The 24,188-nt window shown below is 71.8% G+C and carries 2 protein-coding genes; both read right to left on the bottom strand.

Annotation, left to right across the window (positions count from 1 at the left end):
- Nucleotides 1-18: 18 nt before the first annotated feature.
- Entirely contained in the window at nt 19-15,012 is a 14,994-nt protein-coding gene (locus ACIOJD_RS13840) for an amino acid adenylation domain-containing protein (protein ID WP_401912356.1), read from the bottom strand.
- A complete protein-coding gene (locus tag ACIOJD_RS13835; RefSeq protein WP_401912354.1) occupies nt 15,009-24,119 on the bottom strand; it encodes an amino acid adenylation domain-containing protein in 9,111 nt (3,036 codons plus the stop codon). Before ACIOJD_RS13835 ends, ACIOJD_RS13840 begins: the two co-directional genes overlap by 4 nt.
- Nucleotides 24,120-24,188: the final 69 nt, after the last annotated feature.

Genomic DNA, 24,188 nt, shown 5'->3' with positions numbered 1-24,188 from the left:
TTTGTCGGTTCAGGGGGGTCAGGTGAGGTCGCGGAGCCGGTCGGCGAGGATCGCGCCGATCTCGGCCAGCGGGCCCGGCCGGGTCAGGTCGTCGTGGGTGGCCTTGACGGGGTGGCTGTCGATGGAGCCCTCCAGGAACGGCGCCCACACCTGGGGTCCGGGCGCGTCCGCGGGCTTGCCGAGTTCGGCCTCGAAGAAGAGGACATCGCCGACGTACATCCCGGGCACATGGCCGCGCGCGATCCGCGAGTTGTTCTCGAAGACCTCGTGGAGCGCGGCCACATGCCGTTCCTCCAGGGAGCCGAGCACTCCGTCCTGCTGCCGGAGGATCTCGGTGACACGGGCGTACTCCAGCGGCTCTTCGCCGAGGCTCTCCCGGTCGTATCCGGCGAGTTCGAGCATCCCGGCGAGGAACTCCCGCTGGGACAGGACGTCGTCCATGGACTCCGCCCGCAGCCTCGGGAAGGAGTCGAGCATGGCGAGGAGGGCGACCTTCTCGCCCTCCCGCTGGAGCTGGTCGGCGATGGCGTGGGCCACGAGTCCGCCGAAGGACCAGCCGAGGAGCAGATACGGGCCGGTGGGCTGCACCGTACGCATCTGCTTGAGGTAGTCGGCGGCGATCTCCTGGACCGTCGTGGGCAGTTCACCCGGTTCGGCGATGCCCCGGGACTGGAGCCCGTAGATCGGGTGATCGGGGCCGAGGTGGCGCATGAGCCCGGCGTACGACCAGCTGAAGCCACTGGCGGGGTGCACACAGAACAGCGGCGGGCGGTTTCCCCCGCGGCGCAGGGGCAGCAGGACCTCGAACGCGCCCTGCGCGTCGTCCCCTTCGCCGCCCGCTCCGTCGAGCCGCCGCGCGAGTTCCGCCACGGTGGGTGCCTCGAACAGGGTACGGAGGGCGATGTCCACGCCGAAGGTCGAGCGCACCCGGCCGATCAGGCGGGTGGCCAGCAGCGAGTGGCCGCCGAGGTCGAAGAAGCCGTCGTCGATGCTCACCCGTCGGGCCCCGAGGACTTCGGCGAACAACTCGCAGAGCAGCCGCTCCTGTTGGGTGCGCGGCGGCCGTCCGCCGGTGCCCGCTCCGAGATCGGGGGCGGGCAGTGCCCCCCGGTCCAGTTTGCGGTTGGGCGTCAGCGGCAGTGCGTCGAGCGGGACGAACGCCGCCGGGACCATGTACTCGGGCAGGTCGGCGGCGACATGCTGCCGCAGTACGGCGGTGGGCGGGAGTTCGGCGCCCTGCTCCGCGATCACATAGGCGACGAGGCGCTGATCGCCGGGGCGGTCCTCGCGTACGATCACCGCGGCCCTGGCGACGTCCGGATGACGGTCGACGACGGCCTCGACCTCGCCGAGTTCGATCCTGAAGCCGCGCAGCTTCACCTGGTCGTCCACGCGTCGCAGGAAGAACAGCGTGCCGTCCGCGTTCCACCGCACCACGTCCCCCGTGCGGTACATCCGGGAGCCGGGCGCGCCGAACGGGTTGGGGACGAATCGCGCGGCCGTCATGTCCGGGCGGCCCAGGTAGCCGCGGGCCAGGCAGTCGCCCGCGACGTACAGCTCTCCCGGTGCTCCCTGCGGTACCAGTTGCAGATGGGCGTCCAGCACGTAGAACTGGGTGTTCGCCATGGGGCCGCCGATGGGCAGCGGGCCCGGGGGGATCTCCTGGCCGGGTTCGATCCGGTACTCGCTGCAGTTCACCGTCGTCTCGGTGGGCCCGTACATGTTGAGGACGGTGGTGCCGGGGTGGTTCTCGCGCCATTCGTCGACGAGTTCGCCGAGCAGCAGTTCTCCTCCGAGCAGCAGTTCGGTGGACGGTGAGAACTCCGGCGACAGCGCGCCCAGGACCGGCAGATGGCTGGGCGTGGCCTTCAGGAAGGTGCACGGGCGCTGCCGCAGTGCCTGGGCGGTGCCGGGCTCGGGGTCCTGGAGGTCGGCGACGACATGGACGGTGCCGCCCACGGTCAGCGGCACGTAGGTGGCGGTCACCGACAGGTCGAAGGAGATCGGCGAGTGCAGCAGGGCCGTTCCTCGGATGCCTTCGTAGTCGCCTCCGGCGAAGACGAGGTAGTCGGTGAGCGAGGTGTGCTGGACCACCACGCCCTTGGGCCGCCCGGTGGATCCCGAGGTGTAGATGATGTAGGCGGGGTTGGCGAGACGCAGCGGCGTCAGCCGGTCGGCGTCGGTGAGATCGGTGCCGGGCAAGCCCGCCGGATCTCCGTCGGTGCCGAGCTCGGAGCCGAGGTCGGTGCCGAAGTCGTCCAGCAGGATGCGCGGCGCCTCGATGTCCGGGAGTTCACCGGCCGTCGCGGCGTCGGTGAGCAGCAGGGCCGGGTCCGTGTCGGCCAGCATGAACGCGATCCGCTCGGCCGGGTACTCCGGGTCGACGGGCACATAGGCGCCGCCCGCCTTGAGTACGGCGAGCAGGGCCACCACCAGATGTGCCGACCTGGGGAGGGCGACCGCGACAAACCGCTCGGGCCCCACTCCGCGCCGTACGAGATACCGGGCGAGCCGGTTGGCGCGGGCGTTGAGTTCCGTGTACGAGATCTCCTCGCCGCGGAAGACCAGCGCGGGGGCGTCGGGGGTACGGGCGACCTGGGCCTGGAACAGCTCGGGAAGCGTCACCCTCGGCACCTCGGTGGCGGTGTCGTTCCAGGTCACCACCGTCCGCTCGCGCTCGGCGGCGTCGAGGAGCCCGATCGCGCCGATCGGCCGGTCGGGGTCGGTGACGGCCGCGTCGAGGAGCCGGACGAGCCGGGCGACGAGGGTGGCGACCGTGTCCGCGTCGAACAGGTCCGTACGGTAGACGATCTGGCCCTCGATGCCCTGGCAGGTGCCGTCGTCGCTCCGCCGGTCGCTGAGGCTGACCGACAGGTCGAACTTGGCGCCGCCGATGCCGAGCGGCTGCGCGGCCACGGTGAGGCCGGTCACCTCCTGGCCGACCTCGGTGGGGTTCTGGAAGGCCAGGGCGATCTGGAAGAGGGGGTGCCGGGACAGCGACCGCGCCGGGTTGAGCACCTCGACCAGCCGCTCGAACGGCATGTCCTGGTGGGCGTAGGCGGCGAGGTCGCTCTCCCGGACGCGGCCGAGCAGCTCACGGAACGTGGGGTTGCCGGAGGTGTCCGTACGCAGTACGAGGGTGTTGACGAAGAAGCCGACCAGATCGTCCAGGGCCTCGTCGGTGCGCCCGGCGATCGGGCTGCCCAGCGGGATGTCGTCACCGGCGCCGAGCCGGGTCAGCAGCGCCGCGAGCGCGGACTGCACCACCATGAAGGCGCTCGCCCGGTTCTCCCTTGCGAGTGAGACCACCCGCCGGTGCAGCTCCGGACCGATCACGACGGGTACGGTGCCGCCCTCCGGACCGGCCACCGGGGGGCGGGGACGGTCGGTGGGCAGTTCCAGCTGGTCCGGCAGTCCGCCCAGTCGGCCGCGCCAGAAGTCCAGTTGCCGGGAGATCGGGCTGTCCGGGTCCGACTCGTCGCCGAGCATGTCGCGCTGCCACAGGCTGTAGTCGGCGTACTGCACCCGCAGCGGGGTCCAGCGCGGGGCGGAGCCCGCGCACCGCGCCTCGTAGGCGGCGGCGAGGTCGCGGGCGAGCGGCGCCGCGGAGGCTCCGTCGCTCACGATGTGGTGCATGACGAGCAGCAAGCAGTGCTCATCCGCGCGCAGGGCGAACAGACGGGCACGCAGGGGCAGTTCGCGGGCGAGGTCGAAGCCCTTCGCCGCTTCGGCGGTCAGCCGCTCCATGAGGACCGCCTCCTCGGCCTCGATGACCGGGAGTTCGGGCCTCGCCGCCTCGGCGTCCACGATGCGCTGATGGGCACCGCCGTCCGCGTCGGAGCCGGCGGTCTCGGGGAAGACGGTGCGCAGGCTCTCGTGGCGCCCGACGACATCGCCGAGGGCCTCGCGCAGCGCGTCACGGTTCAGCTCACCGGTGAGGCGCAGGGCGAGCGGCACGTTGTAGGCCGCGCTGTCCCCGTCGAACCTGTTGAGGAACCACAGCCTGCGCTGGGCGAACGACAGCGGAACCCGCTCGGGCCGCTCCACCGGGGCCGGGGCCCGCCTGCCGGAGCCGAACACTCCGAGGGAGGCGGCGAGGCCGGCGACCGTGGGGGTCTCGAACAGGGCCCGGACCTGTAGTTCCACGCCGAAGGCCGACCGGATCCTGTTCACCAGGCGGGTGGCGAGGAGCGAGTGGCCGCCCAGGTCGAAGAAGTTGTCGTCGGGCCCCACCCGCGGCAGACCGAGCACCTCGGCGAAGACATCGCACAGGATCTCCTCCTGCGGAGTGCGTGGCGCGCGCCCGCCTGCTCCCGTCCCGAAGTGCGCGAAGTCCGGGGCGGGCAGGGCCTTGCGGTCCACCTTGCCGTTGGGGGTGAGCGGCAGTGCGCCTTCCATGAGGACGAGCGCCGCAGGCACCATCGCCTCCGGCAGCGCGCCCGCCAGGCGTGCGCGGACCTCGCGGGTATCGACCGCGCCGACGACATGGCCGACGAGCCGGCTCTGCCCCGCGGGGTCGGTGCCGACGGTGACCACGGCGTCGGTCACTCCGGGGACGGCGCGCAGCGCGGCCTCCACCTCGCCGAGTTCGATGCGCTGGCCGCGGATCTTGACCTGGTGGTCCTGCCGGCCGAGGAACTCCAGCTGTCCGTCGGGCAGATGACGCACCCGGTCGCCGGTGCGGTACAGCCTGCTGCCCGGCTCGTCGGCGGCGGCGAACGGGTCGGGGACGAAGGCGACGGCGGTACGCACGGGGTCGCCCAGGTAGCCGAGGCCGACGCCGACGCCGCCCACGTACAGCTCGCCCGGTACGCCGACCGGCACGGGCCGCAGCCGGTCGTCGAGGACGTAGAGCCGGGTGTTGCGGATGGTGGAGCCGATCGGCACCCGGACACCGCCGAGCGGGGTCTCGCTGTCGATGACGGCGTGGGTGACGTCGTCGGAGCACTCCGTCGGGCCGTACGCGTTGACCAGGGGGATCCCCGGGTAACGCGCGAACCAACGGGTGCACAGGTCGGGCGGCAGGGCCTCACCCGTCACCATCAGCCAGCGCAGGCAGGGCAGTTCGACGGGTTCGGCGCCCGCGTCCCACGCGTCCAGGGCGGTCCGCAGCAGGGAGGGGACGACTTCGAGCACGGTGAGGCGCTCGTCGGCGACCCGGCCGAACAGGGCCTGCGGGTCGAGGGCGGTGTCGTCCCCGACCAGTCGCACCCGGCCGCCCGCGACCAGGCCGGCCAGCATCTGCCACACGGAGATGTCGAAGGTCAGCGGGGCGTTGGCCACCACGCTGTCGTCCCGCGTCATCACGAGGTCCTCGACCTTCGCGAGAAGGTGGTTGACCATGCCGCGCCGCTGGACCATCGCGCCCTTGGGGCGGCCCGTGGAGCCGGAGGTGAAGATCACGTAGGCAAGGTGGTCCGGGCCGCCGGCCAGGGGCAGCAGCTCGGTGTCGGCGTCGTCGGTGAGCGTCAGGATCTGAACGGGACCGTCGGTCGCCGCCGCCAGTTCGGCGGCCCGGTCGAGGTGTTCGGGGGCGGCCAGCAGCCAGCGGGCTCCGCTGTCGGCGAGCATGCCCGCGCTGCGGGCCAGCGGGGCGCGCGGGTCGAGCGGCACGTAGGCAGCGCCGATCCCGAGCACACCGAGCACCGCGGCGGGCACCCGGGCCGTGCGGTCGGACAGGATCGCCGCGATGGAGCCCTCGCCCGCGCCGCCCGCCAGCAGCCTGCGCGACAGGGCGCTCGCGCGGGCGACCAGCGTCGCGTAGCCGGTGGAGCCGGTGTCGTCCACGAGGGCGATGTCGTGCGGGCGCAGCTCCGCGATCTCCCTTATCCGTTCCACGGCTCCGGTGATGCTGTCGTCGCGTGCGGTGCTGTTCCAGTCGTGCAGCAGTTGTCCGCGCTCGGCCGGGTCGAGGATGTCGAACTGTCCGACGCGGCGGTCGGGTTCGGCGACGGCGGCTTCGAGGAGCCGGACGAAACAGCCCAGCAGCCGCTGCGCCGTGGTCCGGTCGAAGAGATCGGTGCTGTAGTCGAACCGGCCGTCCAGGCCGTCCGGTTCGCCGGGGTCGCCGTCGCGTCCGTAGCGCTCGGTGAGGTCGAAGGACAGGTCGAACTGGGCCGCGTGGGCGCTCGCCGTCTCGATGGTGACATCGAGTCCCGGCAGGGCGAGATCCGCCTGGGTGTTGTTCTGCAGGACGAGCATCACCTGGAACAGCGGGTTGCGGGACATCGAGCGGGCCGGGTTGAGCACCTCGACGAGCCGCTCGAACGGGGTGTCCTGGTGGGCGTAGGCGGCGAGGTCCGTGTCCCGTACGCGGCCGAGCAGTTCGCGGAAGGTCGGATCGCCCGAGGTGTCCGTGCGCAGTACGAGGGTGTTGACGAAGAAGCCGACCAGATCGTCCAGGGCCTCGTCGGTGCGCCCGGCGATCGGGCTGCCCAGCGGGATGTCGTCACCGGCGCCGAGCCGGGTCAGCAGCGCCGCGAGGGCGGACTGCACCACCATGAACAGGCTGGCCCCGTTGTCCCGTACGAGCCCCAGGAGCCCCCGGTGCAGCTCCGGGTCGAGCCGGAAGAGCAGGGTGCCGCCCTCGTAGCCGGCGACAGCGGGCCGTGACCGGTCCGAGGGGAGTTCCAGTTCGTCGGGGAGCCCGGCGAGGGTGGTGGTCCAGAAGTCGAGCTGACGGGAGAGCGGGCTGTCGGGATCCGACTCCTCGCCGAGCACCTCGCGCTGCCAGAGGCTGTAGTCGGCGTACTGCACGGGCAGCGGGTCCTGCCGCGGGGCCTCGCCGCGCAGCCGGGCGGTGTAGGCCACCGAGAAGTCGCGGGCGAGGGGGTTCATCGACCATCCGTCGCCCGCGATGTGGTGCAGGACGAGGAGCAGTAGGTGGTCGTCGGGGCCGATCTCGAAGACGTCTGCCCGCAGCGGCGGGTCCACGGCCAGGTCGAATCCGGGCTGCACCGCCAGCAGCATCGCGCCCGGGAGCTGCTCCTGTGCGAGGGAGGTCACCGTGACGACCGGGGTGGCCTCGGAAGCGTCGAGCACCACCTGGTGCGGTGTTCCTCCGGTCTCCCGGAAGACGGTACGCAGGGACTCGTGCCGCTCGACCACATCGCCCAGCGCCGCCCGCAGGGCCGCCAGGTCCAGCTGCCCGCGCAGCCGCAGCGCGATCGGGATCTTGTACGGGGAGGCCGCGCCCTCCAGGCGGTTGAGGAACCACAGGCGGTGCTGGCCGTAGGACATCGGGACGAGTTCGGGCCGTGGCGCGGGGCGTAGCGCGGTACGGGCGCGTGCGGCTCCGGCGATCGATTCGACGAGCCTGGCCGGGGTGGGCGCCTCGAACAGGCTGCGGACCGCGAGTTCCACACCGAAGGCGGACCGCAGCCGGCTGACCAGCCGGGTGGCGAGCAGCGAGTGGCCGCCCAGGTCGAAGAAGCTGTCGTCGATGCCCACCTCGGGAAGCCCGAGGACCTCGGCGAACACCTCGCAGAGCATGCGCTCCTCGGGCGTGCGCGGTGCGCGGCGGGTGGAGGCGGCGGCGTAGTCCGGGGCGGGCAGGGCCTTGCGGTCGAGCTTGCCGTTGGCGGTGACGGGCAGGGAGTCGAGCGCGACGAAGGCCGCCGGGACCATGTACTCGGGGAGCGCGGCGCCCGCGTGGTCGCGCAGGGCCGAGGCGTCCGGGGCATCGGTACGGACCTCGGCCACGGTGTAGGCGACCAGGCGCTTGTCCCCCGGCCGGTCCTCCCGGACGATCACCGCGGCCTGGGCGAGGCCGGGGTGGCCGGCGAGCACCGCCTCGATCTCGCCCAGCTCGATCCGGAAGCCGCGGACCTTGACCTGTTCGTCGGCGCGGCCGACGAATTCGAGCACTCCGCCACCGGTCCACCGCACCAGGTCTCCGGTGCGGTACATCCGTGCGCCCGCGGGCCCGAACGGGTCCGCGACGAATCGCTCGGCGGTGAGTCCGGGGCGGTCGACATAGCCGCGGGCGAGACCCGCGCCCGCGATGTACAGCTCGCCCGCGACGCCGGGCAGGGTGAGGGCGAGGCCGTCGTCCAGGACGTAGAGCCGCATGTTGTCCAGCGGCGTTCCGATCGGGACGGTGCCGGGGACGGTGTCCTCGGCGCGCATCAGGTGGTGGGTGGCGAAGGTGGTGGTCTCGGTCGGGCCGTAGCCGTCACCGACGACGGTGGACGGGCAGGCGTCGAGCACCCTGCGGACCATGGGCGCCGGGACGACATCGCCTCCCGACCAGACCTCCCGGACCCCCGCGAAGCACTCGGGCCGTTCCTCGGCGAGGATCCGGAACAGGCCCGCCGTCAGCCACAGTCCGGTGATGTGCCGCTCCACGACGACCCGGGCCAGATCGTGGACGTCCAGTTCGCCGGGGGGCGCCACGACGAGCTGTCCGCCGCGCAGCAGCGGCACCCACAGCTCGTAGGTGGAGGCGTCGAACGCCTGCGGCGAGTGCAGCAGCACCCGTTCGTGGTTCCCGGTGTCCCAGCACCGGTCGAAGGCGAGGCTCAGTACGTCGTGGTGGGTGACGGCGACGCCCTTGGGCGTGCCGGTCGAGCCCGAGGTGTACATGACGTAGGCGAGCTGTTCGTGGTGGCTGTCGACGCCGGGATCGGTGCCGGGCTCATGGGCCAGCGCGGGGTCGTCGTCGACGACCAGCAGCCGGGCGTCGTGCGGGAAGCCGCGGGCGTCGTCGAGCTTGGCCAGATCGGTGAGCAGTACGGTGGCGCCGGTCTGCGCCACGATCAGCTGGAGCCGTGCCCGCGGATAGCGGGCGTCGAGCGGTACGTAGGCGCCGCCCGCCTTGAGTACGGCGAGGATGGAGGCGACCAGACCGACAGAACGTTCCTGCAAGATCGCCACCCGGCTCTCCGGCCCCACGCCGTCGGCGATCAGCCGGTGCGCCAGCCGGTTGGCGAGCACGTCGAGTTCGCGGTAGGTGACCTGTCGGCCGTCCCAGCCGCACAGCGCGACGGCGTCCGGAGTGCGGGCGACCTGCTCCGTGAAGCGCCGCTGGACGGACCCGGCCGTCTCGGAGCCGGGGCGTACGGCACCATTCCACTCCGTCAGCAGCCGGGCCCGCTCCTCAGCGTTGAGCACGTCGATCCGTCCGACCGGCCGGTGCGGATCCACGGTGATGAGTTCCAGCAGCCGCAGCAGCCGGTCCCCGATCCCTTCGACGGCCTCGCGGCCGAGCGCGTCCGGCCGGTAGTGCAGCCGCAGTTCCAGGGCGCGACCGGGGAGCGCGACGAGGGTCAGCGGGTAGTGGGTGGCGTCACGCCCGTCGATCCCGAGGATGTTCAGGCCGGTGCCGGGCAGCTCCATCGTGGCGGGATCGAGCGGGTAGTTCTCGAACACGTTCAGAGTGTCGAAGAGTTCGCCGGTGCCGGTGATGCCCTGGATGTCGGTGAGTCCGAGGTGCTGGTGCTCGGTCAGCCTGGCCTGCTGGTCCTGCATCCGGGTGAGCAGCGACGCCAACGACTCCTCGGGGCGCAGCGCGACACGGACCGGCAGGGTGTTGATGAACAGCCCCACCATCGACTCGATGCCCGCGATCTCGGGCGGCCTGCCGGAGACCGTGGTGCCGAACACGACGTCCTGGCGCCCGGTGAGGCGGCCGAGCAGGACCGCCCAGGCACCCTGGACGAGGGTGTTCGCGGTCAGCCCGAGGCCGCGGGCCCGCTCCGTGAGCGCGGTGGTGAGCGCCTGGGTCAGATCGACGGTGACCGTCCGGGGCACCGCCGGGGCGCGACCGGGGCCGACGGGCGCGAGCAGGGTGGGCTCCGCACCGTCCAGGGCCTGCTTCCACGCCTCGTGCGCGGCGCCCTGGTCCTGGTCGGCGAGCCAGGCCAGATACTCCCGGTAGGGGGTGACGCGCGGCAGCTCCGCGTCGCCTCCCCGCCGCGCGTACAGCGTGAACAGTTCCCGCGCGAGCAGCGGTGTGGACCAGCCGTCCAGCAGGATGTGATGGTTCGTCAGCACCAGTCGGTACCGGTCGGCGGCGATCCGGATCACGGTGAAGCGGAGCAGTGGGGGCGCGGTCAGGTCGAAGCGGCGGGCACGGTCCTCGGTGAGCAGCCGCTCCATCTCACCGTCCCGCTCCGCGTCCGACACGGCGGACAGGTCGTGCTCGTACCACGGCAGTGGGACCGCACGGGGCACGAACTGGACGGGTTCGGGCAGGCCGTCGTGCCAGAAACCGGCCCGCAGGTTGGCGTGCCGCTCCAGCAGGACCCGCGCGGCGCCCTGGAGGGCGCCGGTGTCCAGCGGGCCTTCGACGTCGAGCAGCAGTTGCACGGTGTAGACGTCCGCCGCTCCTTCGTCGTAGAGCGCGTGGAAGAACAGGCCCTTCTGAAGGGACGACAGCGGCAGCAGGTCGGCCAGGCCGGGGCGGGCCTGCTCCACGGTGTCGATCTCGGCCTGGGTGAGGGAGACCAGCGGGAGGTCGGAGGGGGTGTGTCCGCCGGCCTCCGCCGCTCCGGCGTGGGCCGCCAGGGCGTCGAGGGCCCGGAACCAGGTCTCTGCCAGGTCCTGGGCGTCCTGTTCGGAGAGCAGGTCGCCGGGCCAGGAGAGGGTCGCGGTCAGCCGCGGTCCGTCGGTGTGGTCCTGGGTCAGCGCGTTGATCTCCAGGGAGTGCGGGACCGGCATCTCCGGGTCGATGCCACCGCCGAGGCCGCCGGCCTCCGGGGCCACGGCCCAGTCCCCGTTCTCCTTGGGGGCGGTGGGAAAGCGTCCGAGGTAGTTGAAGCCGATCTGCGGGGTACGGAAACCGGCGAGGGCGGGTCCCGTCTGCGGGTTGAGGTAGCGCAGCAGCCCATAGCCGATGCCGTTGTCGGGCAGGGCCCGCAGCTGTTCCTTGATCTGCTTGAGGGCCCGGCCGGCCTCGGGACCGCCGGCCCACACATCGGCCCAGTCCCGTACTCGCGGGTCGAGGCGGACGGGGTGCAGATCGGTGAACCAGCCGACGGTACGGGACAGATCGCTGCCGCCGACCACGTCGTCGCGGCCGTGGCCCTCCAGGTCGACGAGGAGCGCGGCCGCCTCGTCGTCGCTCCGGCGACGGCGCCAGTCAGCGACGGCCAGCGCCAGACCCGTCAGCAGGACGTCGTTGACGCCTCCGTGGAAGGCGGCGGGCACGGTCGTCAGCAGGGGTTCCGTGCGCTCGGGCGGCAGGGTGAGGCTGACGTGCCGCACCGTCGCGACGGTGTCGCGCGCCCTGTCCAGGGCCCGGGAGCCCAGCACCGGGTCGGGGGCGTCGAGGACGGACATCCACAGCGGCAGCTCTTCCAGCCGCGCGGGGTGCTGCGCCAGAGCGGTGAGCTGCTCGGCCCAGCGGCGCAACGAGGTGCCCACCGGCTCCAGTTCGGCCCGCGTACCCTCCATCGCGGCCTGGCAGGCGGCGGCCAGGTCCGGCAGCAGAATCCGCCAGGAGACGCCGTCGACCAGCAGGTGGTGCAGGACGAGCAGCAGCCGGCCGGAGTCGTCCGGTCCCGCGTCGAACCACACGGCCCGCACCATGGCGCCCGTTTCGGGGGACAACCGCGCCTGCTCGGTGCCCCCGCGCCCGGCCACCACACAACGCAGTGCCGCACCGCGCAGACCGGTCGCGTCCACCCGCGTCAGGCATCCGGCGGCATCGAGCGCGCCACGCGGGGCCACTTCGAGACCCCACACGATTCCTCCGGCGCGGGTGAGCCGCAGCCGCAGGGCGTCGTGGTGGTCGAGTACGGCCTGCAACCCCTTGGTGAGCTGTTCCTGGTCGAGTCCGGCCGGGGTACGGATCAGCATCGACTGGTGGAAGCTGTCGACGGGGCCGCCGCGTTCGCGCAGCCAGTGCACGATCGGGGTGAGCGGGACCACGCCGATGCCCGAGTCGTCGGGGGTCCGCTTCGCGGACTGCTCCACGGGTGCGGCCAGGGCGGCGAGCGCCGCCACCGTACGGTGCTGGAACACATCGCGCGGGGTGAACACCAGACCCGCCTTACGCGCCCGGCTGACCAACTGGATGGAGACGATGCTGTCCCCGCCCAGATCGAAGAAACTGTCGTCCACTCCGACCCGCGGCAGGCCCAGCACGTCCGCGAAGACCGCGCACAGGGCCTCCTCCCGTGCGTTGCCGGGACCGCGCCCCGTGGCCACCGTCGCGTAGTCGGGAGCGGGAAGCGCCTTACGGTCCAGCTTCCCGTTGGGCGTCAGCGGCAGCGCGTCCAACGCGACGAAAGCCGACGGAACCATGTACTCGGGCAGTACGGCGCCCACATGCTCACGCAGTACGGCCTGATCCGCGTCGCCGACGACGTACGCCACCAGACGCTTGACACCCGGCTGGTCCTCACGCGCGATCACCGCGACCCGGTCCACCCGGGAGTGCCGGGCCAGCACCGTCTCGATCTCGCCCAACTCGACCCGGAACCCCCGGATCTTGACCTGTTCGTCGGCCCGGCCGACGTATTCGAGTTCGCCGTCCGCGCGCCACCGCGCCACATCGCCCGTGCGGTACATCCGGGCGCCGGGGGCGCCGAAGGGGTGGGCGACGAAGCGTTCCGCGGTCAGCCCGGGGCGCCGCAGATAGCCGCGGGCCAGTCCTTCGCCCGCGATGTAGAGCTCACCCGCGACACCGACGGGTACGGGCCGCAGCCCCGCGTCCAGCACCAGCACCTGGGTGTTGAACACCGGCCGCCCGATCGGTGGCGTCCGCGCGCCCGCCAGCGGCCCGCTCATCGTGGCCGCGACGGTCGATTCGGTCGGGCCGTAGGCGTTGACCATGCGGCGGCCGGCGGACCAGCGGGCCACCAGGTCCGCTGAGCAGGCGTCGCCGCCGACGATCAGGGAGGTGAAGCCGGGCAGCGCGGTCGTCGTCGGCACGCTGGCGAGGGCGGCGGGCGGGATGAGGGCATGGCTCACCCGCTGCCCGGCCAGGACGTCGGCGAGGGCCTCCCCTGCCAGCGGGCCCGGCGGGGGGACGACGAGGGCGGCCCCGGCGGTCAGGGCCATGCCCAATTCGAGGACGGCCGCGTCGAAGCTCGGGGAGGCGAACTGCAGGACCCGGCTGTCCGGTTCGACGGCGAATCCCTCGACGGCCGCCGCACAGAAGCTGGGCAGGCCGGCGTGCGAGACCACGACGCCCTTGGGAGTGCCGGTCGAGCCGGAGGTGTAGATCACATACGCCGGGTGGGACAGCCGCAGCGGGGTCGTGCGGTCGGCGTCGGTGGGGTTCGTGTCCGGGAACCCGGCCAGCAGGCCGGCGGTCCCGGGGCTGTCGAGCACCAGCCGCGCGGTGGCGTCCGAGGACGCGGCTTCGGAGGCTTCGGTGGTGATCACGAGTTCCGGCCGGGCGTCACCGAGCATGAACCGGATCCGCTCGGCCGGGTAGTCGGGGTCGACCGGCAGATAGGCGGCTCCGGACTTGAGCACCGCCAGCGCCGCGACCACGGCGTCCACGGAGCGCGGCAGGGCGAGAGCGACGATGTGCTCGGGGCCGATGCCGCGCCGGATGAGCAGATGTGCGAGCCGGTTGGCGCGGGCGCCGAGTCCGGCGTAGGACAGCGCTCCGTCGTCGGACACCACGGCGTCGTTCTCGGGGGTCCGGGCGGCCGAGGCCTCGATCAGCTCGGTGAGGGTGGCCGACGGGACGTCGCGCCCGGTGGCGTTCCATTCGACGAGCACCCGCTCGCGCTCGGCGGGATCGAGCACGTCGATCGTCACGACGGGCTGGTCGGGCGCGGTGACCGCGCTCTCCAGGAGCCGGACCAGACGGTCCGTCAGCTGCGCGGCGGCGTCGGGGCCGACGAGGTCCGGGCGGTGGTCCACCCGCAGGGTGAGCCGGTCGCCGGGGATCACCGCGAGGGTGACGGGGTAGTGCGTCGCGTCGTTGACCTCGACGCCGCCGATCCGCACGCCGGTACCGGGAAGTTCGAGCCCCTCGGAGTCCAGGGGGTAGTTCTCGAAGACGGTCAGGGTGTCGAACAGCTCCCCGACTCCGACCAGTCGCTGCACATCGCGCAGGCCGAGATGCTGGTGCTCCATCAGTCGCGACTGCTCGTCCTGGAGCCTGGTGAGCAGCTGGACGAAGGACTCCTCGGGCCGCAACTCGACCCGCACCGGCAGGGTGTTGATGAACAGCCCCACCATCGTCTCCACGCCGGGGATCTCCGGCGGACGGCCGGAGACCGTGGCGCCGAAAACAACGTCCTGGCGTCCGGTGTGCCGGCCGAGCAGCACCGCCCAGGCGCCCTGGACCAGGGTGTTCAGGGTCAGGCCCCGGGTGCGCGCGAACTGCCCGAGCGACGTGGTCAGTTCGGCCGGCAGCTCCCGTATCACCCGCTGCGGGGCCACCGCTTCGCGCTCCCCGCCCACGGCGGCGGGGGCCAGCAGCGTCGGCTCACTCACTCCGGCGAGGGCCTGCTTCCAGGCCGCCCGCGCCGCCTCGCGGTCCCGGCCGGCGAGCCAGCCCAGATAGTCGCGGTACGGCGTGACGCGAGGCAGTCCGCCTTCGGCGCCGCCGTTCGCGTAGAGCGCGAACAGCTCCTGCGCGAGCAGCGGCATCGACCAGCCGTCCAGCAGGATGTGATGGTTCGTCATGATGAGGCGGAACCGGTCGTCGGCGAGCTTTACGAGGACGAACCGCACCAGCGGCGGCGCCGCCAGGTCGAACCGGCGGGCCTTCTCGTCCTCCAGGATCCGGGCCAGCCCGGCCGTCTGCTCGTCCTCACCGAGACCGCTCAGATCCCTTACGTCCCAAGGCAGTTCCACGGTGCGCCGGATGACCTGCACGGCCTCGCCGGTCTTGCGCCGTCGGAAGCTCGCGCGCAGATTGGCGTGCCGGCGCAGCAGGACCTCCGCGGCCGTGCGCAGAGCTTCCGCGTCCACCCGGCCGACCAGTTCGAAGGCGAACCGCATGGTGTACACGTCCGGTCCCTGGTCGTCGTAGACCGCGTGGAAGAGAAGCCCTTCCTGGAGGGGCGACAGAGGCAGAATGTCTTCAACCGTGGACTGGCTCACTTCGACATCTCCCACTCGGTTTTGGGTTCCAGCTCGTCTTCGAATGCGTCGATCTCGTCCTGGGTGAGCGAGACCAAGGTCAGATCCGACGGGGTATGCCCACCGGCTCCCGGCCGTTCGGCATGGGTGACCAGGGCGTCCAGGGCGCGGAACCAGGTCCCGGCCAGGTCGCGTATGTCGTCCTCGGAGAAGAGCTCCGAGGGCCAGGTCCATGTCACGCCGAGCTGTGCGCCCTCGGGTCCGTCCTGGGTCAGCGCGTTGATCTCGACGGCGTGCGGGACGGGCATCGCGTCATCGGCCCCGCCGCCGAGCCCGTCCGCTTCGGGCGCCGCCGCCCAGTCGGTTTCGGTGCCTGCTCGCAGGCGGCCGAGGTAGTTGAAGCCGATCTGCGGGGTCGGCAGGGCGGCGAGTACGGGTGCCGTGCCGGGGTTGAGGTGGCGGAGCAGGCCGTAGCCGATGCCGTGGTCGGGCAGGGCCCGCAGCTGCTCCTTGACGAGCTTCAGCACCCGCCCGGCCTCGGGACCACCGGCCCACACCTCGCCCCAGTCCGGCGTGCCGGGATCCAGTCGTACGGGGTACAGGCTGGTGAACCAGCCGACGGTACGGGAGAGATCGGCGCCGCCGCCGATGTCCTCACGGCCGTGCCCTTCGAGGTCCACCAGCAGCGAGGCCGTGTCCCCGCGGTTCTTGCGGCGCCGCCAGTCGGCGACGGCCAGCGCCAGAGCGGTCAGCAGGACGTCGTTGACTCCACCGTGGAAAGCGGCGGGCACCGTGGTGAGCAGCGGCTCCGTACGGTCGGGCGCCAGGGTGAGGGTGAGGTGCCGCACGGTACCGGCGGTGTCGCGCGACGGATCCAGGGGGCGGATGCCCAGCAAGGGATCCGGCCTTTCGAGGATGCTCGTCCAGAGGGGGAGTTCTTCGAGCCGGGCGGGGTCCTGGGCGAGTTCGGTGAGCTGCTCGGCCCAGCGCCGCAACGACGTGCCGACCGGCTCCAACTCCTGCCCCGCGACAGCGGCAGCCAGGTCGGGCAGCAGGATCCGCCAGGAGACACCGTCGACCACCAGATGATGCAGGACGAGCAGCAGCCGCCCCGGTGCGTCGGGTCCGGCGTCGAACCACACCGCGCGCACCATCTCGCCCGTCTCCAGGCAGAGCGGTTCGTGCTTCAGATCGTCCGCGCTCTCGACACGTGTCACCACCCCGGCGGCGTCCACGGCGCCACGCGGCAGGGACTCCAACTCCCACTCACCGCCCGTACGCCGCAACCGCAACCGCAGCGCGTCATGATGATCGAGAACCGTCCGCAGCCCAGCCGTCAGCCGCTCCCACGTCAGCCCGGCGGGCGTGCGCACCACCATCGACTGATGGAACCCCTCGACGGGACCGCCGCGCTCCCGCAGCCAGTGCACGATCGGAGTGAGCGGCACCGCGCCGATGCCATGGTCGGGCGGCTCCACGGCGGTCTCCCGGACCTCACCGGCGACGGCGGCGAGTGCGGCGACGGTGCGGCTCTGGAACACATCGCGCGGGGTGAACACCAGACCCGCCTTACGCGCCCGGCTGACCAACTGGATGGAGACGATGCTGTCCCCGCCCAGATCGAAGAAACTGTCGTCCACTCCGACCCGCGGCAGGCCCAGCACGTCCGCGAAGACCGCGCACAGGGCCTCCTCCCGTGCGTTGCCGGGACCGCGCCCCGTGGCCACCGTCGCGTAGTCGGGAGCGGGAAGCGCCTTACGGTCCAGCTTCCCGTTGGGCGTCAGCGGCAGCGCGTCCAACGCGACGAAAGCCGACGGAACCATGTACTCGGGCAGTACGGCGCCCACATGCTCACGCAGTACGGCCTGATCCGCGTCCCCGACGACGTACGCCACCAGACGCTTGACACCCGGCTGGTCCTCACGCGCGATCACCGCGACCTGACGCACCCCCACATGCCCCGCGAGAACCGCCTCGATCTCACCCAACTCGATCCGGAACCCCCGGATCTTCACCTGCTCGTCCGCACGCCCCAGATACTCCAGATTCCCGTCCCCACGCCACCGCACCACATCACCCGTGCGATACATCCGCGCACCCGGAACACCGAACGGATCAGCGACAAACCGCTCCCCCGTCAACCCCGGACGACGCACATACCCATGGGCGAGCTGCACACCGGCCAGATACAGTTCCCCGGCCACGCCCACCGGCGCCGGCCGCAGTCGTGAATCCAGCACCCGTACCTGGGTGTTCCACACCGGAGCGCCGATGGGCACCGGCCCGGCGGGGTCGTGCGCCGCGCACTCCCAGGACGTCACGTCCACGGATGCCTCGGTCGGCCCGTACAGGTTGTGCAGCGGGACGTCCAGCGTCTCGAAGAACTTCGCGCGCAGTTCGCCGGGCAGCGCCTCACCGCTGCACACCACGCGGCGCAGGCTGACGCAGTCCGCCGCCGTGGGCTCGGTGAGGAAGACCTGGAGCATCGACGGGACGAAGTGCAGTGTGGTGACGCGTTCCTGGCGGATCAGCCGGGCGAGATACGCCGGGTCCTTGTGACCCTCGGGGCGGGCGACCACCAGTGTGGCGCCCTCGACGATCGGCCAGAAGAACTCCCACACCGAGACATCAAATCCGGACGGCGTCTTCTGCAATACCCGGTCGGAGGCGTCGAGTCCGTACCTTCCCTGCATCCAGCGCAGCCGGTTGACGATTCCCTCGTGCGGGACGAGGACGCCCTTGGGCTTGCCCGTGGAGCCCGAGGTGTAGATGACGTAGGCGGTGTTGAGGACACCGAGGGGCGCGAGCCGGTCGGCATCGGTGAGATCGGTGCCGGAGCGGGCATCCAGGGCCGCCGCGGTCCGGGGATCGTCCAGGACGAGCCGGTCCGTCCCGTCGGTGGGGGGCAGTACGGCGTCCACGTCACGCGTCGTGAGCACGAGCGCGGGGCGGGTGTTGTCGAGGATGTAGCGGATCCGCTCGGCGGGATAGTCGGGGTCGACCGGCACGTACGCCGCCCCGGACTTCAGCACGGCCAGCAGGGCGACGATCAGCTCCTGGGAGCGCGGCAGGGCGAGGGCGACGTATCCCTCGGGGCCGGCGCCCCGTTCGACCAGCAGCCGCGCCAGGCGGTTGGCGCGAGCGCCGAGTTCGGCGTAGGACAGCTCGTCGCCCTCGAAGACGACCGCCGTGGCCTGTGGGGTACGGGCGGCCTGTGCCTCGATCAGCTCGGTGAGGGTGGCGGAGGGTACGGGGTGAGCCGTGGCGTTCCACTCGACCAGTACCCGCTCACGCTCCGCCTCGTCCAGGACGTCGATCTCCGCGACCGGCCGGTCGGGGGTGTCGGCGACGGCTTCGAGGAGCCGGCCGAGGCGGGCCCCGATGCTCTCGACCGTATCGGCGGTCAGCAGATCGGGCCGGTAGCCGAGGCGCAGGCCCAGCCTTGGTCCCGGGACCACCACCAGGGTGAGGGGGTAATGCGTGGCATCGTCGGCGTCGGCGTCCGTGACCCGCAGCCGGGTGCCGGAGACATCCAGCAGGCTCGGGTCGAGGGGGTAGTTCTCGAAGACGGTCAGGGTGTCGAAGAGTTCCCCGGCACCGGTCAGCCGCTGGATGTCACGCAGTCCGACGTGCTGGTGTTCCATCAGCCCGGACTGCTGTTCCTGGAGCCGGGTGAGCAGCTGCGCCAGGGTCTCGTCCTGCCGCAACTCCACGCGCACCGGGAGCGTGTTGATGAACAGCCCCACCATCGACTCGATGCCGGCGATCTCGGGCGGCCGTCCGGACACCGTGGCGCCGAAGACAACGTCCTCACGGCCGGTGAGCCGGGCGAGCAGCACGGCCCAGGCGCCCTGGACGACGGTGTTCATGGTGAGCCCGAGGTTCCGGGCCCGGTCGCCGAGCGCGGTGGTGAGCTGCGGTGACAGCTCCAGCGCGACCCGTTCGGGCGCCAGGGCCTCGCGGTCGGCGCCGGTCGGGGCCAGCAGGGTGGGCTCCTCGACTCCGGCGAGGGCGTGGCGCCATGCCTGCTCGGCGGCTTCGCCGTCACGGCCCGCGAGCCAGGTCAGATAGTCCCGGTACGGGGTGGGAAGGGGCAGCCCGGTGTCGTCGCCTCCCCGCGCGTAGAGCGCGAACAGCTCCTGCGCCAGCAGTGGCATCGACCAGCCGTCCAGCAGGATGTGATGGACCGTCATGACGAGGCGGAACCGGTCGTCCGTGAGCCGTACGAGGACGAACCGCACCAGCGGCGGCGCGGCGAGATCGAACCGGCGGGCCCGCTCCTCGGCGGCGACCCGGGTGAGCCGCGCCGATCGCTCGTCCGCGTCGAGGCCACGGAGATCCTGGGTGTCCCAGTCGAGTTCCACTTCGTGGTGGACGACCTGGACCGCTCTGCTCACCTGCTCGTGCCTGAATCCGCTGCGCAGGTTCGGGTGCCTGCGGAGCAGTGTTTCCGCCGCCGCGCGCAGGGCCTTCACATCGAGTGCGCCCTCCATGCCCAGGAAGAGCTGCACGGTGTAGACATCGGCGGCTTCCTCGTCGAACAGGGCGTGGAACAGCAGCCCTTCCTGCATCGGCGACAGCGGCAGGATGTCCTCCAGCGGGGGGCAGGACCGCTCGAGGAGTTCGATCTCGTTCTGGTCGAGGGGGACCAGCGGGAGGTCGGAGGGGGTACGGCCGCCGGCTCCCGGCCGTTCGGCGAGGGCGGCGAGTGCGTCCAGGGCGCGGAACCAGGTCTCGGCCAGGTCCTGGATGTCGTCCTCGGAGAAGAGCGCCTCCGGCCAGGTCCATGTCGCGCTGAGCTGTGCGCCGTCGGGCGAGTCATGGGTCAGCGCGTCGACTTCGAGGGCATGGACGAACGGCATGCCGTCGTCGGCTCCGCCGGATGCGCTCTCCACGGCCCAGTCGGTTTCGGTGCCGGTTTCCAGGCGGCCGAGGTAGTTGAAGCCGATCTGCGGGGTCGGCAGGGCGGCGAGTACGGGTGCCGTGCCGGGGTTGAGGTGGCGGAGCAGGCCGTAGCCGATGCCGTGGTCGGGCAGGGCCCGCAGCTGCTCCTTGACGAGCTTCAGCGCCCGCCCCACATCGTCCCAGTCCGGCGTGCCGGGATCCAGTCGTACGGGGTACAGGCTGGTGAACCAGCCGACGGTACGGGAGAGATCGGCGCCGCCGCCGATGTCCTCACGGCCGTGCCCTTCGAGGTCCACCAGCAGCGAGGCCGTGTCCCCGCGGTTCTTGCGGCGCCGCCAGTCGGCGACGGCCAGCGCCAGAGCGGTCAGCAGGACGTCGTTGACTCCACCGTGGAAAGCGGCGGGCACCGTGGTGAGCAGCGGCTCCGTACGGTCGGACGGCAGGGTCAGCCTGAGGTGCCGCTGTGTGGCGCCGGTGTCACGGGACTTCAGCAGGGGCCTGCGGGAGAGGAGTGCCTCGGGCCTTTCGAGGATGCTCGTCCAGAGGGGGAGTTCTTCGAGCCGGGCGGGGTCCTGGGCGAGTTCGGTGAGCTGCTCGGCCCAGCGCCGCAACGACGTGCCGACCGGCTCCAACTCCTGCCCCGCGACAGCGGCGGCCAGGTCGGGCAGCAGGATCCGCCACGAGACACCGTCGACCACCAAGTGGTGCAGCGCCATCAACAACCGCCCGGATTCGGCGGGTCCGGCGTCGAACCACACCGCGCGCACCATCTCGCCGGCGTCCGGCCGCAACGGCTCGTCTCCGAGCGCGTCCGCGCTCTCGACACGTGTCACCACCGCGGCGGCGTCCACGGCGCCACGCGGCAGGGACTCCAACTCCCACTCACCGCCCGTACGCCGCAACCGCAACCGCAGCGCGTCATGATGATCGAGAACCGTCCGCAGCCCAGCCGTCAGCCGCTCCCACGTCAGCCCGGGAGGTGTGCGCACCACCATCGACTGATGGAACCCCTCGACGGGACCGCCGCGCTCCCGCAGCCAGTGCACCATCGGCGTCAGCGCCACCGGGCCCACTCCGTCGTCGGAGGACCGTGCCGGTGTCTCCTCCGCTTCGACGGCGACGGCGGCGAGTGCGGCGACGGTGCGGCTCTGGAACACATCGCGCGGGGTGAACACCAGACCCGCCTTACGCGCCCGGCTGACCAACTGGATGGAGACGATGCTGTCCCCGCCCAGATCGAAGAAACTGTCCTCGACTCCGACCCGCGGCAGGCCCAGCACGTCCGCGAAGACCGCGCACAGGGCCTCCTCCCGCGCGCTGCCCGGACCCCGCCCCGTCGCCACCGCGCCGAAGTCCGGAGCCGGCAACGCCCTGCGGTCCAGCTTCCCGTTCGATGTGACCGGCAGCCCGTCCAAGGCGACGAACGCCGCCGGAACCATGTACTCGGGCAGTGCGGCGCCCACATGCTCACGCAGTACGGCCTGATCCGCGTCCCCCACCACATACGCCACCAGACGCTTGACACCCGGCTGGTCCTCACGCGCGATCACCGCGACCTGACGCACCCCCACATGCCCCGCGAGAACCGCCTCGATCTCACCCAACTCGATCCGGAACCCCCGGATCTTCACCTGCTCGTCCGCACGCCCCAAATACTCCAGATTCCCGTCCCCACGCCACCGCACCACATCACCCGTGCGATACATCCGCGCACCAGGAACACCGAACGGATCAGCGACAAACCGCTCCCCCGTCAACCCCGGACGACGCACATACCCACGGGCCAGGCCCGCTCCCGCGATGTACAGCTCGCCGGCCGCCCCGACCGGTGCCGGGCGCAGCCCCGAATCCAGCACGTACGCACGCGTGTTGGACACCGGACGGCCGATCGGCGGCGTCCCGTCGTCGTCCACGTCGTCGTCGTACCAGGCCGTCGCGTAGACGGTGGCCTCCGTCGGACCGTAGATGTTGGCGACGCGGCAGCCCGGTACGGCGGCGCGGATGTCGGCGACCGCGCGTGCCGACAGTGCCTCGCCCGCCAGAACCACGGTCTCCGCGGACGCCTGCACGCCGCCGTGCGCCAGGACCTGTGCGATCGCCGACGGCACCGCGCTGATCAGACTGCCCGACCAGCCGCTGCCGGCCCGCTCGGTGAGCGCGAGCAGATCGCGGACCACCTCGATGCCGCCGCCGCAGCACAGCGGTCCGAACATCTCGAAGACGGAGACGTCGAAGTTGAGCGAGGTGGACGCCAGGACGCGTCGCAGCTGTCGCGGCCCGATGGCGTCGGCCGCCCATGCGGCGAGGTCGACGGCGCTCGCCTGGGACACCATCACGCCCTTGGGCCGGCCGGTGGAGCCCGAGGTGTAGATCACGTAGGCGGGGTGCTGGAGGCGCAGCGCGGTGGTGCGGTCGGCGTCGGAGGGGTTGGTGACCGGCTGTCCGGCCAGCAGTTCGGCCGTCCGTGGATCGTCGAGGGGCAGGCACGCTGCGCCGGACTCGGTCACCGTGGTGCCCGCCACCGTGAGCACGAGCGCGGGACGGGCGTCGTCGAGCATGAACCCGATCCGATCCGCCGGGTAGCCGGGGTCGACGGGAAGGTAGGCGGCCCCGGCTTTGAGGACCGCGAGGAGCGCCACGATCATCGCGTCGGAGCGGGGTACGGAGAGCGCGACAACGGCCTCGGGGCCCGCGCCCCGTTCGATCAGCAGATGTGCGAGCCGGTTGGCACGGGCGTTCAGCTCGGCGTAGGACAGCTCACGGTCCTCGAAGACCACCGCCGTGGCCCGTGGGGTACGGGCGACCTGTGCCTCGAACAGTTCGGGCAGGGTGACGGACGGTACGGGGCGGCCGGTGGCGTTCCACTCCACGAGCACCTGCTCGCGCTCGGCGGGCCGGAGGAGTTCCAGAGCGCCGACGGGCTCGTCGAGTCCGGCTCGGACGATGCCGCCGAGGAGATCGAGGAACCGCCGCTGGTGCGCGGCGAGTTCTTCGGACGCGTAGAGGTCCGGGTTCGCGTCCAGGTCGATCCTCAGGCCGCCGCTCCGGCCCTGCCCGGAGCCCGCGCGGCCGTCCACGACGAGCGACAGATCGTCGACCGGGCCGCCGCCGAGGTTGTGCACGGTGGTGCGGTGGCCGGCGAACCGCAGGTCGTAGTCGACCATGACGATATTGATGTGCGGGCCGACCAAGCGGTGTTCGTCACCGGAGAGTTCGAGGTCCCGCCGCAGGTCCTCGAAGCGGTACCGCTGGTGCTTGAGCGCGAGGTGCAGTTCCTTCGACGCCTGCCGGACGAGTTCCCCGACGGTCGTGCCCGGGTGCACCTCCAGCCGGAACGGCAGCACGTTCGACATCATTCCGGGGACGGTGCGGGTCGCCATCGCCCCACGGGCGACGACGGGGAGGCCGAGAACGACATCCCGGTTGCCCGTCATCCGGTGCATGTACGCGGCGAGCGCGGCGACGGCGACGGCGGGCCAGCTGACGTCCGCGTCGCGTGCCGTGGCGCGGAGGGCGTCCAGTACCCCTTCGTTCAGAAAGGCGGTCCGCCGCTCCAGCTGCCGGGGCAGGCTCGGCAGGCGGTCGGCGAGGCTGCTGGGGGCGGGCAGATCGGCGAAGCGCGTCGTCCAGTGCTCGCGGTCGCGTACGAACCGGTCGGAGGCCCGGTAGGCGGCCTCGTCCTCGATCAGCTCCCGCAGGGATCCGAACGTCGGCTCCGGGCAGGGCTGCCCCGCCGCCAGAGCGGTGTAGAGCGCGGCCACACGCCCGCCGACGAGGGAGAGCGCGAGGCCGTCCATGACGATGTGGTGGTAGCGCTGGTACCAGAACCAGCGGTCGTCCGCCGCCTTGAACAGCGCGAACGCGAACAGCGGGCCGCGCGTCGGATCGACCGGCCGGCGCGCCTCGGACCGCATCCACTCCTCGGCGCTCGCCCGCGGATCGTCCTCGCCGCTGACATCGACGAGGTCCATGGGCCAGTCGCCGTGCTCCTCGACAATCTGGGACGGCCTGCCGTCCTCCTCCACGATCCGGACCCGCAGCGTCTCGGCCTCGGCGACGGTGCGTCGCAGCACGCTCTCGAACAGCGCCGGGTCGATCTCACCGTGGATCTCGACGTATTCGGCAATGTTGAAAATGGGGTTCGTCGGCTCGAGGCGCTGGGAAAGCCAGATACCGGACTGCGCGGCCGTAAGGGGCAGACGAGCAATCTGATAACCGGTCATGGTCCATCCGTTCTCGGTCGGGCATTTATGTGTCGATGACGAATCGAATGCGGCCGGGCAAGGTACCGG

Origin of the sequence: Streptomyces sp. NPDC088116 (assembly GCF_044741745.1) — a bacterium.
In the GTDB taxonomy this organism is placed as follows: domain Bacteria; phylum Actinomycetota; class Actinomycetes; order Streptomycetales; family Streptomycetaceae; genus Streptomyces.
Note: the sequence above shows the minus strand (reverse complement) of the source record. Positions and strands in the feature narration are given on the sequence as shown.